Raw genomic sequence first — 14,255 nt, forward strand, 5'->3', positions numbered from 1 at the left:
CCTTCGGCCGGCGGCGCGGTGAGTCGACGGGCCCGGATGCGAGAGCACCGGGCCCGTCGTGCTGTCCGGGGGCCCGTTCGACACGTACGGCCGGTGCGCCGGTCGGGCCCGAGTCTTCAGGCCGCCGCCCCCGGGGCGTCGTCGTCGGCGACCATCGCCGCGCTCCGTTCCCACAGCTCGGCCGCGAGCCGCGGGTCACCCACGAGGGGATGGGTCGTCGCGACCTTGCGCTTGACGTAGTAGCTCCCCGGCTCCCAGTCGACGCCCGGGGTCGTCGTCGCGAGCCACACGAGGGTGTCGGCCCCCTTGGTCGACGACGTGAGGAAGCGGCTCAGCACCGTCTGGTACATCACGCGCATGCTGCTCGTCGACGTCGCGGCGAAGTTCGTCGCGACCACGCCGGGGTGGAACGACGCCGCCGCGATGCCGGCCGCGCGGTACCGGCGGTCGAGCTCGCGCGTGAACAGGTTCACCGCGAGCTTCGCGTTGCCGTACGCGGTGTTGGGCGCGTAGGACCGTTCGGACTCGAGGTCGTCGACGTGGAAGTCGCTGAAGAGCCGGTGCGCGGCGCTGCTCGTGCTGATGACGCTCGCGTGGCTCTCCTCCAACCGGTCGAGCAGCAGCGTCGTGAGGAGGAACGGCGCGAGGTGGTTGACCTGGAACGTCAGCTCGTGGCCGTCCTCGGAGACCTGACGGTCGGCCATGATGCCGCCCGCGTTGTTCGCGAGGACGTCGATCCGCTCGTAGCGGTCCCGCAGCTGCGCGGCGAGCGCCCGCACCTCGGCCAGGCGTGCGAAGTCCGCCACGAAGTGGTCGGCTCCCAGCTCGCGCGCGACGGCTGCGGTCTTCTCGGGCGAGCGCCCCACGACCACGACCTCGTGCCCGTCCGTGGCGAGCGCCCGGGCTGCCGCCGACCCGATCCCGTCGCTCGCTCCCGTGATGACGATCGTCCTGCGTGCCATGTGCCGTCCCGCCTCGTGTCGTGCCGTCGCCGTGCCCCTCTCGGAGCGTAGACCGCGCGCGGGGGCCAGGCAGGGCGGCGCGGTCGCCGCCCGGGCCGGGCTACGCCGTCGGGCCGGTGTCTCGCGTGAAGCGGTCCCGTAGTCCCAGCGCGGTCGAGCGCCACGCCGCGGCCCGCTTGATCGTCGCGCCCATCTCGCCCTCGTCGACCGGGACGTGCACGACCCGCACGCCCCGCTCGGCCGCGAGCGCGAGCATCGCATCGGTCGACCCGGGGAACGCGAGCTGCAGCAGGACCGACGTCGTGCTCGCCTGCCGCTCCCCCTCGCCGATGCGCCGCTTGTAGAGGATCTCGGTCACGGTCCGCCGCGTGAACGAGCCGCCTGCGGGCGCCGCACCGCCGACCGGCGCCTCGTCCGTGGTGTCGCCCGGCTCCAGGAGACGAGCGGCGTCGTCGGGCAGCGGGACGACGCTCAGGTACAGCGACACGAGCAGCTCCGAGACCTTGCCCAGGACCCAGCCGCGCCCCGGCACGCGCGGGATCACGCGCAGGTACTGCGCGAAGTTCGCCTCGAGCGCGTCGGCCGACAGGCTCGACCACGCAGGCTGCGTGCGCACCTCGAGCACGCGGTCCCAGTCGATCGCGCCGCCGTCGAACCCGACCTCGCGCGGGCCGACGTGCACGGCCCCGAACCGGTCGAGCAGCTCGAGCGGCTTGGTCGCGAAGCGCGGCACCAGCGGGACCTGGCGCACCAGCCCCGCGGCCGAGGCGTCCCAGTGCTCGGTGAGCGGCACGGCCGGGCGCGGGTAGGCGTCGAGGGCGCGACCCACCCAGCCGGTGACCAGGGCGTCGAGGCGCGGCTTCTTCGCGGTCTCCTCGCTGCCGTCGCGCTCCACGCTGCCCGACGGCGGGGCGTCCGTCGCGTCGTCGGCGGCGGTGGCGTCGGCAGTGGCGTCGGCGGTGGCGTCGGCGGCGGTGGCGGCGGCGGTGGCGGCGGCGGTGGCGTCGGCGGCGGTGGCGGCGGCGGCGGCGGCGGCGGTGGCGGCGGCGGTGGCGGCGGCGGTGGCGTCGGCGGTGGCGTCGGTCGGCGCGTCGGCGACGGCCACGCTGAGCGGCGCTTCCTGGTCCATGGGTTCCCCTGCGTGTCGACGACTGTGCACGACGCCCGGGTTCGGGCCGGACGCGGTCAACCCTGGACCCTACCTTCTCCGTGCCGTCAGGTACCTGGAAGGTGCCGGCCCTGGAAGGTGCCGGCCCAGGAACGGTGCGACGCTGGACCGATGAGCGACGAGCCCGGCACGAGCGGCGAGCAGGCCGCCGACCGGCTGTTCGCCCTGCCTCTCGACGAGTTCGTCGCCGCGCGGAACGCCGCCGCCAAGCACGCGACGACCGCCGGGGACGCCGTGGGCGCCGCACGGTTGCGCGCGCTCACCAAGCCGACCGTCGCCGCGTGGGTCGTCAACCAGGTCGCCCGCACGCACCCCGACGAGGTCGGTGACCTCGTCGGACTCGGCGAGGACCTGCGCGCCGCGACCGAGGCGCGCGACCGGGCGCGACTCACCGAGCTCGACCACGAGCGTCGACGGCAGGTCGACGCGCTGGTGCGAGAGGTGTCGCGCGCGGGCGAGGTCGGCGGGCGCGCCGTGTCGGGCGAGGTGCTGCGGCGCCTCGGCGAGACGCTCACCGCGGCCGTCATGGACCGCGACGCCGGGGCCCTCGTGCGGGCTGGGTGCCTGACGCAGGCGCTCCAGTACGTCGGGTTCGGGATCGTGGACGAGTCGGGCGAGAGCGCCGACGTCGTGTCGTTGAGCGCGGAGCGCGCGGCGCGGCGCGGCACGGGGGCGCGTTCGCGGGCCGCCGGGCAGCAGGGCGAGGAGGCTCCCCCACCCGTGACCGAGCACCCGGGAACGGACACCGCCCTCGCGGACGCGGAGCGTCAGGTCGCCGACGCGGCCGCGGAGATCGACCGGCTCGAAGGACGCCGCGACCAGGCCGCCGACGTCGTGCGGGAGGCGAGCGACGCCGTCGGGCCGCTGGACGCGCGGCTCAGCGAGCTCGACGAGCAGATCGCCCGGCTGACCGCCGAGCGTGAGGACATGCTCGCGGCGCTCGACCAGGCGCGGGACACCCTCGCGGCGGCGGAGGAGGAGCTGGCCGCGGTGGACCGTGAGCTCGAGGACGCAGAGCGGAAGGCCGAGGAGGCGAGGCGTCGACGGCGGGCGGCGCGGGCGAAGGGCTGAGCCGGCGTCAGTCGCCCGAGGGCGGTGCCGTGCGCTCGGGGATCTGGACCCGGATCGAGACCTCGTTCTCGCCGGGCTCGGTGGGCGTCGTGGGGTCGGTCGGCGTGGGGGTCGGCGTCGGGGTGACCGGCGGGGTCGTCGGGGAGGGCGTCGGGGAGGTGGTCGAGGTGGGGGTCGGCGTGGGCTGCCCCGGGCCCGTCTCCCCGCCCTTGCAGCCCGTGAGCACGGCGACGGACAGCAGGACTGTGGTCGTGATGGCGGCAGTGCGCACTACGGCTCCCCCGATGAATTGGTATGTCCGTCCAGGTTAAAAACGATTCGCGCGTCTCGCTCGGCGAGAACTCCCTCGACGCCTCCTATGCGCGGACTTCACCCCGCAGCCCCGACCTGGCACGCTGTCCCCGTGCCCGGATTCGCCGTGATCGACCTCGAGACCACAGGGTTCTCGCCCCGCCAGCACGACCGCATCGCCGAGGTCGCCGTCGTCCTCACCGACGCCACCGGCCGCGTCCAGGACGAGTGGTGCACGCTCGTCAACCCCGAGCGCGACCTCGGCCCCCAGCACGTGCACGGCATCAGCGCGGCCGACGTCGGGCTCGCACCCACGTTCGCCATCGTCGCGCCGCACCTCGCGCGCCTCCTCGAAGGGCGCGTGATCGTCGCGCACAACGCGAGCTTCGACACCCGGTTCCTGCGCGCCGAGTTCGGCCGCGTCGGGCTGCCCGTGGGGATCGACCCGCTCGCGTGCCTGTGCACCATGCGCCTCGCCGGGACGTTCCTGCCGTCCGCGCCGCGCGGGCTCGCGATCTGCTGCGAGCTCGCCGGGGTCGTGCACGACGGCGCCCACTCGGCCCTCGGGGACGCCCGCGCCACCGCGGGACTCCTCGAGCACTACCTCGGGCTCGACGACACCGACCCGCTCTGGAACGTCGCGCACGACGCGTCCGCGACGCACTCGTGGCCGTGGCTGCCCTCTTCCGGGGCGTTCGCACCCGTGCTGCGCGGCGCGAGCCGCCCGACCGGCCACTGGCTGTCCGGCCTGTCCGACCGCCTCGACCGCGTCCCCTTCCCACCCCAGGCCGACGACTACCTCGCGCTCCTCGACCTCGCCCTGCTCGACCGGTACGTGTCCTTCACCGAGCGCGGCGCCCTGCTCGCCGCCGCCGAGGAGGCCGGGCTCAGCCGGGCGCAGGTCGAGTCGCTGCACCACGGGTACCTCGACGCGCTCGCGCGGGTGGCCCTGCTGGACGGCGTCCTGTCCGACGCCGAGGTCGCCGACCTCCACGAGGTCGCGGGCCAGCTCGGCCTGGACGCCGACGACGTCGCGGCGGCGGTCGGGCGCGCGGGGCGTGGCGTGGGGGTCGACGTGGTCGACGGCGGAGCGCGCCCGGGCGCGCCGCCTACCGTTCTCGCCGGGGTTCCCGACGCCGGAGCGCACCCGGGCGCGGAGGCGAGCTGCGCCGTCGGGCTGGGGGGCGGCGACGGCGCGGGTGCGAGTGGCGGCCGTGCGGCAGCGCCGGCCGGTGTCGGGGAGACCGCCGTGACGTGCGCGGCCCCGGCCGAAGGCGCCAGTGCGACGGTCGTCGTGGTCTCTGACGTGAACGGCGCGATGACGATCGAGCCGACGGTCGGGGCCGTGGCGACCGTGGCCGACAGGCCACGGTTCGCGCTGGCGCACGGCGACGAGATCGTACTGACCGGGGCCATGACACTACCGCGCGAGGACTGGGAGCGTGAGGCGCGGGCCGCCGGCCTCGCACCCTGGCCGAACGTCACCAAGCGCACACGCGTCGTCATCGCCGCCGACCCGGACTCGCTGTCCGGCAAGGCGCGCACCGCTCGGCGGTACGGGATCCCGGTCGTGAGCGAGCGGGTGTTCGAGGAGCTGCTGGGGCGGGTCTCGGTCGGCTGACCTCTCCGGGCACGGGATTCGGCGCGGAGCGGACCGTCGGCACCGACGTCAGGAACCGTCCGCTGCTTCCGGCGCGACGTGCGGCACGGTGTGCCCCATCGGGGTGTCGAGCGGGACATGGACGACCTGAAGGACGGTCTCCGACCAGGGAAAGTCAGCGTCCCGGTAGAAGTCCTCCTCCCCACGTCGACCGCCCACGTCGTTTCCCTCACGGCCGTCCTTCAGGGCGACGATCGCGCAGGAACGGACCGCCGGCGGCGCTGGCGGGACTCCCCGGGCGGAAGTTGGGTGGCGGCTTCTCCCGGTCTGCCCAACCTGGCCTCAGCCGCCTCGATCTCAGCGAGCCAGGCCGTGGCGATCGCGTTGCGGCGATCCTCGCGCCACGCAAAGCCCAGTGTGGCACCGCCAAGGCTCAGAAGGATCAGCACGACGATACCGAGTCGCAGGACCGAGTCGACGAGGACCTGAGGATCGCCCTCGATCCGACCGGAGATGAAGACGAGGACGGTGACAGTCACGGCGAAGAACCCCGCAACGACAGGAATCGTTGCCCGCGCATTGCCAGGAGACGATTCCCGGACCACAAAGCGGAGGTAAGCGCGAACCTCCAGGCGTTCACGATCGGTGGATGCGCCGTACTGCTCGAGGTCATGCACGGTGATGAGGCGCTGGAGATGCACCCCTCCAGGTGTGTGTACCTTCATGTCTTTCTCCCCTGGTGACGCCATCGATGTGTTGGGTAGGTCAGGATGGTGGTACGTCGCGGGCCATCGGGTCCTCGAACGGGAGTTCACCCCCATGTTCGATCCCGTTGCCGGGATGCCGCACTGCGCGCTCAGCCTCCGAGATGCCTCCTTGGAGCGCCACACCGTGAGGTCCCCAGTTTCACAGGCAGCGTTTGCTGTATCGGGCGCTGGTCTGGTGAGCTCTGCACATGGACTCCTCCGTCGAGGCCGTGCTGCGCGCGCGGATTATGGAATGGGTGGCGCAGCGCGCCGAGCTGAACGGCGGGTTTCTCCACCGCTCCGAGCTGCTCGAATTTCACCTGGACGGTCGGAAGCTCCCTGTCATCGACTACTCCCGGGGAATCCGAAACCCCCGCGAGTTCTCCTCCACCCTCTCGATCGTCGCCGCGGTCGACGGCCCCTACGACGACGCCGAGTCCGAGGACGGACTCTTGCACTACGCGTATCGCAAGGGAGATCCCTGGGGAGGAGATAACCGAAAACTGCGTCAAGCCATCACGACCGGGCTACCTCTCATCCTCTTCCGCAAGGAAGTGGAGAACATTTACACGCCGGTCATGCCTGTGTACGTCGTCGACGACTATCCCGAGGAAAGCACGTTCCTCATCGCCCTGGACGAGTCGTTCACCTTCCTTCCTGACGTCAAGAACCTCACGGAGCCGCAACGCGCCTACGCGGTCCGTCTCGCAAGGCAACGGCTTCACCAGCCGGCGTTCCGCACCCGTGTCCTCGTCGCGTACGACACACAGTGCGCAATCTGCCGACTCAAGCACGGGTCCCTGCTCGACGCCGCGCACATCGTCCCCGACGGTCACGAGCTGGGGACTCCCACGGTCAGCAACGGACTCGCCCTGTGCAAGATCCACCATGCGGCGTACGACCAGAACATGCTTGGCGTCACTCCTGAGTACACGGTGGTGATCGACCGTGACCTCCTCCACGAGGTCGACGGACCGATGCTCAAACACGGTCTCCAAGAGATGCATGGTCAGCGTCTGGCAGTCCCGCGCCGTCGTACGGACCGGCCGAGCCCAGAACTCCTCGCCTGGCGTTTCGAGCAGTTCTCTCGGTAGAGCCGTTTCCTCCTACCCCCACTCCTGCGGCGCGAACTGCGACAGCGTCAGCTCCGCTCCCTGCGGGTCGCGCACCACGGCCTCGCGCACCCATTCGTTCTCCGACGTCGACAGCACGACCCCGCCGGCCCGCTCGGCCGCGGCCGCGCTCTCGTCCCGGTCGGCGACGGAGAACGCCACGTCCCAGCGCGCCGGCCCGGACACGCCCGCGACGCCCGCGGCGACGTCGGCAAAACCCGGGGGTGCGAACTCCTGCCGCTCGTGGATGCCAGGGTCCACGGTCCGTGCGAGGTGGTCGCCGTAGCCGGGGACGCGGAACATCCCGGCGCCGAGCTCGGGGTCGAGGTCCCACCCGAGCAGCGGACCGTAGAAGTCGAGGGCGCGGTCGGGGTCCGGGGTGAGGAGGTTGCTGAAGTTCCAGGTCCCCGGCTCGTTGACGCGCTGCGCCCCGAGGCGCGTGCCCGCCTGCCACAGGCGGAACCGTGCGCCCTGCGGGTCCTGGACCGAGGCCATCCGTCCGGGTGGGCCGACGACCTCAGGGCCGGAGAGCAGCACGCCGCCGTCGGCCGCGACAGCCCCGGCTGTCACACCGATGTCGTCGACCGCGACGTAGGTGATCCACTCGGGTGGCGCGTCACCGCCGTCGGGTGGGGAGGCGATCGCCGCGACGTCCTGCCCGTCGAGCGAGGCGACGACGTAGCGCCCCGGTGCGTCGGGCGGCATCTTGTCGGTGAACGTCCACCCGAACAGGGCGCCGTAGAACGCGGTGGCGGCGTCGACGTCGGGCTGCTCGGTGTCGACCCAGCACGGCACCCCGTGCGGGTACGTACGGGACTGCGTCGGTGAGCTCATGGCGACCTTCCCGGTCCCGCCCGGTGCGGGGCCTCCCGAGTCCCACCTTCCCAGCCGCCGCCGACACGGACCTCTGGAGGGGTGCGCGAACGCCGCGGGCATTCTCGAGCCCCTCCGAAGCGGCCGCGCTCCTGGGCGCCGCATCCCTCAGCCGCCGACGGCGAGCGGCGCAAGACCGGGATGCTCGCGCAGGGCTCGTTCGCCGTGGGTCCGGTAGAGGGTCATGACGGCCACGAACGGTGCGTGGTCACCGGTGAGCAGGAGTGGCTCGGCCCCGGAGAACTGGCAGACCAGTCCCCAGCTCGCGGGCTCCGGGAACACCGCGGTCATCGTGGAGTAGTCGAACGTGAGCCACCGGCCTCGCACCTGCAGGAGGAGTCGGTGGTTGCTCACGACGAGTCTGCCGATGCAGTGCTCCCGCCACTGTTCGCGCGCCCTGTTCCGGGCGGCATTTCGCTGGGCGGCGTTCGAGATGGCCGTCGCAGCGAGGCCGGCGATGACGAAGGACGGGCGGCCGTAGAAAAAGCCGGAGGTCTGCGCGTAGGTCACGTCCATGCCGTAATACCTGGCGTAACCGATGGGCACGTCGCAGAAGAACTCCTCGTTCGCGTACGGGACGACGTCCCAGACGCTCAAGGTCGCAGGTACCTCGTGTGCGAGGAGCTGGCTGCGCAGCACCTGAGCGTCCCGCCACGCGCGGGATGAAGCGTCGCGTCGGCGGATGTCGACGAGCTCGGCCGCGTTGAGACGTCCCGTGCCACGCCGGTGATCTCGATACGTCGCGGAGGCGTTGACGATCGCGATGACGATGAGGACGAGCGGTACGACGACCGCCCCCAGGGTGAGCAGGAGCAGGACGAGCAGCGTCGAGCCGTCCGCAGGCTCACCCTGCTCGATCGCGTTGTAGGCCACCAGGCAGCCAACGTACGCGACGGGCGCCAGCGCGAGCGGCACCACCCAACTCAGGTGTCGCCTGATCCGGTTTGCCTTCGGTGCCGTCCCTGGATCCTCCATCGAAGCCCCCTGCCTCGTCGACGGGCTCGATCGTCGTCAGCCCGAACGATCGGGAAGACTACTCGGTGCACTGGGCTGCGGCTCGACCGTCCGCAGCGCAGACGGAGACAGACGGCGTCGACGACGAGCTGGTCGTCGAGCGACCGTCCTGCCACGTGACCCCGGAGCACGGCGACGTGATGCAGGGCATCGAGTGCGCGCTCACGATCCCCGCGTCTCACAGGGGGATCGACTCGATCGTCGCCGCGACCTCGGGGCGGAGCGTGTGCGCTGGGACGACGTCGACCGGACGACCCAGGATCGTCGCAAGCTCGATCTCGAGCGCCCCCAACGCGAAGAGCCCGACGTGCGGGTCCAAGTCGACCAGGAGGTCGACGTCGGACTCCGCAGTGTCGTTCCCGCGCGCAACGGACCCGAAGAGCCTGACGTTCGCCGCACCGTGCCGCGCCGCGGCGAGCACCACCCGCTCCCGCTCCTCCATGACGCGGTCAAGGAGGGTGACGTCGGGGAACTCGGGATCGGTGGAGACCGCGCCGTCCACGCTCTCCGTGGCCATGTGCTGCAGCCGGTGGACCTCGGGTTGGCTCCGGCTGATCGCCGCACCGATCTTCCGTTGGCTCCAGCCCAGGTCGGTCGCCTGCCTGACCACCTGGACGAGCGATGAACGAGCCACTTCCCGTGCCGCATCTGCCCGCTGGGCCACGCGCCCCAGGTGTGCCTCGAAGGCCTTCTCGACGTCGGACGAACCGTCTTGTGCCACCGCCACCACTCCTGATAGCAGAACCTATCAGGGAAGGGTCTTCTCGTCAGCAGCACCGTCCGGCGCTCACCACTCCGCCTACGTAGTACCCCCTACGTGCGTTGACCATTCCGCGGACCGCCCGCCAGGCTCGCAGACGTCCCCTGTAATCGACGAGAGGCACGTGCATGCTCACGGCACGAACGATCCGACGACCAGCGACGGTGCTGGCCCTCCTTGCTCTTCTCCTGACGACGGCCCTCGCGTGGTCGATCGCCGGACCCGCGCCCCGCGCGGCCGCTGCCGAGGTGTGCGCTCCGGCGTGGTCCTCGTCCGCGGTCTACACGGGCGGCGCAGTCGTCTCGAAGGACAACCAGAACTGGAAGGCCGGGTGGTGGACCCAGGGCGAGGCCCCGGGCACCACGGGCCAGTGGGGCGTCTGGCGTTCCCAGGGCGCCTGCGGCTCGACCGGCGGCACCACGGGTGGCACCACCGGCGGCACCACGGGCGGGACGACCGGCGGCAGCACCGGCGGCAGCACGGGCAGCTTCGTGGTGAGCGAGGCCCAGTTCAACCAGATGTTCCCCAACCGGAACCCGTTCTACACGTACCAGGGCCTGGTCGCGGCGCTCAGCGCGTACCCGCAGTTCGCCACGTCGGGCGGCAGCGAGGTCGCCAAGCGTGAGGCTGCGGCGTTCCTCGCGAACATCAACCACGAGACGGGTGGCCTGGTCTACATCAAGGAGAGCAACACCGCGAACTACTCGCACTACTGCGACACGAGCAAGTCCTACGGCTGCCCCGCGGGTCAGTCCGCGTACTACGGCAAGGGCCCCATCCAGCTCTCGTGGAACTACAACTACAAGGCTGCGGGCGACGCCCTGGGCATCGACCTGCTGAACAACCCGTACCTGGTCGAGACCGACCCGGCCGTGGCCTGGAAGACGGGCCTCTGGTACTGGAACACGCAGTCGGGCCCGGGCACCATGTCGGGCCACCAGGCCATCGTCAGCGGCGCGGGCTTCGGTGAGACGATCCGGTCGATCAACGGCACGCTCGAGTGCAACGGTGGCAACCCCGCGCAGGTGCAGAGCCGCATCGCGGCGTTCCAGCGCTTCGCGCAGATCCTGGGCACGACGACGGGCTCGAACCTCACCTGCTGAGCCGTTCGTTCCCGGCCCGACGGCGGGGCGCACCTTCTCCTGGGAGGTGCGCTCCGCCGTCGGGCGTCAGACGACGAGCGGCAGGTGCGTGTGCACCGGTGGGCCACAGAGCTGTTCGGCGTCACGAGCCCATCGTTCGAGCACCGGCCGGGCGGCGCCGAGGCTCCACGCGACGAGCTGTGGGGGCGTCGCAAGGTGGACATCGGCGTCGTTCCCCGTCCATCGCGGGACGTCGCGGTACAGCTGGTCGAGCAGCTCCGCGGCGATCCACCCTTCCAGGCCGTCCGGGACGACGACCAGCAGGTCGAGGTCGTCGGCGGCGGCACCGTCCCCTCGCGCGGCCGAACCGACGAGCGCGACGCCGATCTCCGCACGGACCTCGTCGTCCCGCACGACGTCGCACAGCAGGCTCTCGACCCGACGTCGCAGCTCACGGCGGGGATGGAGTGCCTCGAACAGCCCCTCGATCGCCGGCCAGCACACATGATCGGTGTTGATCCGGTACCAAGCGCCTGCCCCCGCGCCCCGACGGCTCACGACCCCCTGCTGCACGAGCCGTGTGAGCGCCTTGCGGACGCCCTCCGACGAACCGGCGTGCGCGACCCGGTGCACCTGCGCTCCCGACAGCTCGTCGTCCTGCCGAGCCCAGAGCCCCCGCAGGACGGCGCCCTCGAGCCCAGGCACGACCGCCGAGACTGGCCGGCTCCAGTCCACGGGCTTCCCCTCTCGTGCGGTGTGGTGGTAGCCCGCGTGTGCACACAGACGGTGCTGGGGCTGCGCTGGGGGGGCGGGGGGTGTTTCGAGAATCGCCCACAATTGTTGGTGATTCTCGAAACAACACCCCCGGCTCCCGCCGAGCGGCGCCTACCGGAGCCCCGCCGACCACTGTGTCGTCCTCGCAGCGGCGCGCGGTGACGCCTGGTCGCTCCTGTGGAGAGCCTGCCGAGATCGAGGCATGTGGACGGCCCGCCGCGTCAGGCCCCGCAGTCCGTCGCCGCGTACGGCGCGAGGACCTCGACCGGCCCCGACGGTTCGCTCACCGTCACGGTCGCCGCGCCCGCCTCGATCGCCGGCACGCGGGCGGAGAACGTCTGCTGCGCGCTCTTCCCGGCCCCGACGGCCGTGAACTTCTTGGTCCCGAACGGCGTCGACACCGCGACGTCCACGGGGTGGTCGCCGCCGTTGAGAGCTCGCACCGAGACCTGCGCCCTGCCCCCGACGCAGCGCGCCGTCGCCTCGACGACGACCTCGGTCGAAGGCACCGACGGCCCGGTCGCGAACTCGACCCGGGTCACGAACACGTCCCCCGCCCCGGCGTTCACCAGACCGGCCGGCGCCCCGAACGTCAGACCGCTCAGCCACACGCCGTCCGCCCCGGGGGCCGCCGCGGCGAACAGGTTCGCGTCGTCCCACTCGTCGGCCCCGTCGCGCTCACGCGTCCCGAGCTGGGTCACGGCCCCGGGCGCGCCGTCGGCCGCGAGCGCGAGCGTGAACACGTCCACGCCGCCGACGGGCGTCCCCAGCGAACCGTACGTCGTGCCCACGACGAGCACCGTGCCGTCGGCCCCGGCGACACCGGTCACGCCGCGGTCGTCGGTCGCCGTGCCGGTCTGCGTCGTCCACAGGACCTCGCCGCGCGCGTCGAACGCCCGCGCGAACACGTCGTTGTCCCCCGCGGACTCCCCGCCGAGCGCACCGCGCGTGTGCCCCACGGCGACGACCGACCCGTCGGCGCGCGCGACGAGCCCGCTCACCTGGTCGTTGGCCGACGTCGCGACGCCGCGCAGCCACACGAGCTCGCCCGCGCCGTCGTACCGCGCGACCCAGCCGTCGTTGGCGCCGGCACCCTGCGCGCCCGGCATGCCCTGCCCCGCGACCCCGCCCACGTACACGGACCCGTCCGGCCCGGGGGCCACGGCGAGCGCCTTGTCCTCGCCCGGCCCGCCGACCTGGCGCAGCCACAGGAGCTCGCCACCGGCCGACACGCGCCCGACGATCGCGTCCTTGTCGCCCGCGCTCGTCCCGCCAGGGACGGTCCCGCTCGTGTACCCGGCGACGTACGCGCCGCCCGCGCCGTCGGACGAGACGGCGTAGAAGCGGTCGGCCGCGGCGGGGTCGCCCGTCTGGAGCGTCCACGCGCGCTCACCCGCGGCGGTCACGGCCGCGACGAACCCGTCGTCGCGCGACGAGCCCGGGTGCTTCCCGTCGAGGTCGCCCTTGGTGTACCCCGCGACGAGCGTCGTCCCGGCGCGCCCGGCGACCACGCCGTACGCGCGCTCGTCGGCGGCCGTCGCGATCTGGTGCTGCCACTGGGTCGCCCCGTCCGCGTCGCGGCGCGCGAGCACGACGTCGAGGCCGCCCGCGGGCTGCGACCCGGCCCACGCCCCGGCGAGGTTGAGGGCAACGGTCGTGCCGCCGTCGGGCGTGGCGAGGATGCCGCCCGCACGGTCGTCACCCGCGGAGCCGAGCAGCTCGGCGTCCCACGGCACGGTGGGCTCGGTGCGCAGACGCGAGGAGACGTCGACGATCGCCTCGCGGAACGCGGGCTGCCAGACGTCCCAGTCGTGGCCGCCGTTCATGACCCGCAGCTCGGCCGTCACTCCTGGCACGCGGCGCGCGGTGTTGTAGAGCCGGGCGGACTCGAAGTCGATGTCGTGGCTGGCCTCGGCGGGGTCGGGGTTGGCCCACTCGTCGTCACCGACCGCGACGAACAGGTGCACGGGCAGGGCCGGGTCGAGCGCAGCGAGCGCCGCCGGGTACGAGAGCTCGGTGTACCGCTCGGGCGAGAACAGCTCGTGCCCGACGCCGTAGCCCCCGTGGTCACGGACGGAGGAGTCCGCAGGAGGCTGCGGGACGTACACCGCGGGGCTCAGCACGATGCCCGCCGAGAACTCGTCCTGGTGCGCGAGGGTCAGGCGCAGCGCGCCGGCCCCTCCCATCGAGTAGCCGCCGACGGCGCGCGCCTCACGGTCGGCGACGGTCCGGTAGGTCGCGTCGACGTGCCCGACCAGGTCGCGCGTGAGCGCGGTCTCGACCTGGAAGCCGGCACCGGTGCCGCCGCCGGGTCCAGCACCGTCAGCGCCCTCGTACGCCGAGTCGGTGTACCAGCTCCCCCGGTCGTTCCAGGGCGCGTCGGGCATGACCACGACCAGGGGCTGGATCGCCTCGGTGCCGATGAGCTCGTCGAGGTCGGTCGCGACGCGCTGCCACGCGGCCTGCGTGTCGCCGCGCCCGTGCAGCAGGTAGACGGTCGGGTAGCGCTGCTCGGCGTCCTCGTCGTAGCCCGGCGGGAGGTACACCGTGTAGTCGACGGCGCCGCCCGCGCCGAGCGCCTCCGAGGGCGCGCTGCCGGGCACGAGCGTGCCCTGCTCGGCGGCCGCGACAGGTCCGGCCACGGCGAGCGGGAGCCCGACGACGGCGCCGCCCGCTCCCACCACCCCGGCCAGGAGCGCGGCGATCCGCCGTCGCGAGCGGGGCGCGCGCGGGGGCGTCGCCGGGAGTGCTGTGGTCATGGTTCTCTCCTTTGAGAAGCGTGATCGGGGCCGCGCGGGCCAG

Annotated in this window: 13 protein-coding genes; 4 read left to right on the plus strand and 9 right to left on the minus strand. The window is 72.7% G+C overall.

Going from position 1 to position 14,255, the window contains the following annotated elements; all coding sequences use genetic code 11:
• Positions 1–116: 116 nt before the first annotated feature.
• Together H9640_RS06620 and H9640_RS06625 are read right to left on the minus strand one after the other, a co-directional pair.
• Complete coding sequence (locus tag H9640_RS06620; protein WP_191789915.1) at positions 117–962, minus strand: SDR family NAD(P)-dependent oxidoreductase; 846 nt, start codon at positions 960–962, stop codon at positions 117–119.
• A 100-nt stretch (positions 963–1,062) separates the two neighbouring features.
• Positions 1,063–2,091 carry a hypothetical protein gene (locus tag H9640_RS06625; RefSeq protein ID WP_191789916.1) on the minus strand — a complete coding sequence of 343 codons (1,029 nt, stop codon included), beginning with the start codon at positions 2,089–2,091 and terminating at the stop codon, positions 1,063–1,065.
• A 150-nt stretch (positions 2,092–2,241) separates the two neighbouring features.
• On the opposite strand from H9640_RS06625, the gene H9640_RS06630 reads away from it, so the two are divergent.
• Positions 2,242–3,201 (plus strand): hypothetical protein, encoded by a 960-nt coding sequence (locus H9640_RS06630; RefSeq protein ID WP_191789917.1) that lies wholly within the window; start codon positions 2,242–2,244, stop codon positions 3,199–3,201.
• A 7-nt stretch (positions 3,202–3,208) separates the two neighbouring features.
• Here H9640_RS06630 and H9640_RS06635 read toward each other — a convergent pair whose 3' ends face one another.
• Positions 3,209–3,472 carry a hypothetical protein gene (locus tag H9640_RS06635; protein ID WP_191789918.1) on the minus strand — a complete coding sequence of 88 codons (264 nt, stop codon included), beginning with the start codon at positions 3,470–3,472 and terminating at the stop codon, positions 3,209–3,211.
• Between the two features lie 132 nt (positions 3,473–3,604).
• On the opposite strand from H9640_RS06635, the gene H9640_RS06640 reads away from it, so the two are divergent.
• Positions 3,605–5,113, plus strand: a complete 1,509-nt coding sequence (locus tag H9640_RS06640) for an exonuclease domain-containing protein (RefSeq protein ID WP_191789919.1) — start codon at positions 3,605–3,607, stop codon at positions 5,111–5,113.
• 221 nt (positions 5,114–5,334) lie between these two features.
• Here the strand turns inward: H9640_RS06640 and H9640_RS06645 are convergent, their stop codons facing one another.
• Complete coding sequence (locus H9640_RS06645; protein WP_191789920.1) at positions 5,335–5,817, minus strand: hypothetical protein; 483 nt, start codon at positions 5,815–5,817, stop codon at positions 5,335–5,337.
• Between the two features lie 230 nt (positions 5,818–6,047).
• On the opposite strand from H9640_RS06645, the gene H9640_RS19095 reads away from it, so the two are divergent.
• Positions 6,048–6,932 (plus strand): HNH endonuclease, encoded by an 885-nt coding sequence (locus H9640_RS19095; protein ID WP_225226810.1) that lies wholly within the window; start codon positions 6,048–6,050, stop codon positions 6,930–6,932.
• 12 nt (positions 6,933–6,944) lie between these two features.
• Here the strand turns inward: H9640_RS19095 and H9640_RS06655 are convergent, their stop codons facing one another.
• The 3 genes from H9640_RS06655 to H9640_RS06665 all read right to left on the minus strand — a co-directional run bounded on the left by H9640_RS06655 (position 6,945) and on the right by H9640_RS06665 (position 9,558).
• Positions 6,945–7,784 (minus strand): VOC family protein, encoded by an 840-nt coding sequence (locus H9640_RS06655; RefSeq protein ID WP_191789921.1) that lies wholly within the window; start codon positions 7,782–7,784, stop codon positions 6,945–6,947.
• Between the two features lie 147 nt (positions 7,785–7,931).
• Positions 7,932–8,738, minus strand: coding sequence for a hypothetical protein (locus tag H9640_RS06660; protein ID WP_225226811.1), 807 nt, complete (start codon positions 8,736–8,738; stop codon positions 7,932–7,934).
• Between the two features lie 277 nt (positions 8,739–9,015).
• Positions 9,016–9,558, minus strand: coding sequence for a nucleotidyltransferase family protein (locus tag H9640_RS06665; RefSeq protein WP_318243683.1), 543 nt, complete (start codon positions 9,556–9,558; stop codon positions 9,016–9,018).
• Between the two features lie 167 nt (positions 9,559–9,725).
• Between H9640_RS06665 and H9640_RS06670 the strand changes: the two genes are divergently transcribed.
• On the plus strand, positions 9,726–10,700 hold the full coding sequence (locus H9640_RS06670; protein WP_191789923.1) for a glycoside hydrolase family 19 protein: 975 nt from the start codon (positions 9,726–9,728) through the stop codon (positions 10,698–10,700).
• 66 nt (positions 10,701–10,766) lie between these two features.
• On the opposite strand, the gene H9640_RS06675 is transcribed toward H9640_RS06670, so the two are convergent.
• Together H9640_RS06675 and H9640_RS06680 are read right to left on the minus strand one after the other, a co-directional pair.
• Complete coding sequence (locus H9640_RS06675; protein WP_191789924.1) at positions 10,767–11,384, minus strand: nucleotidyltransferase domain-containing protein; 618 nt, start codon at positions 11,382–11,384, stop codon at positions 10,767–10,769.
• A 290-nt stretch (positions 11,385–11,674) separates the two neighbouring features.
• Positions 11,675–14,212, minus strand: coding sequence for an alpha/beta hydrolase-fold protein (locus H9640_RS06680; protein WP_191789925.1), 2,538 nt, complete (start codon positions 14,210–14,212; stop codon positions 11,675–11,677).
• Between the last annotated feature and the right edge of the window lie 43 nt (positions 14,213–14,255).

The organism is Oerskovia gallyi (assembly GCF_014836745.1).
GTDB classification, from domain to species: Bacteria; Actinomycetota; Actinomycetes; order Actinomycetales; family Cellulomonadaceae; genus Oerskovia; species Oerskovia paurometabola.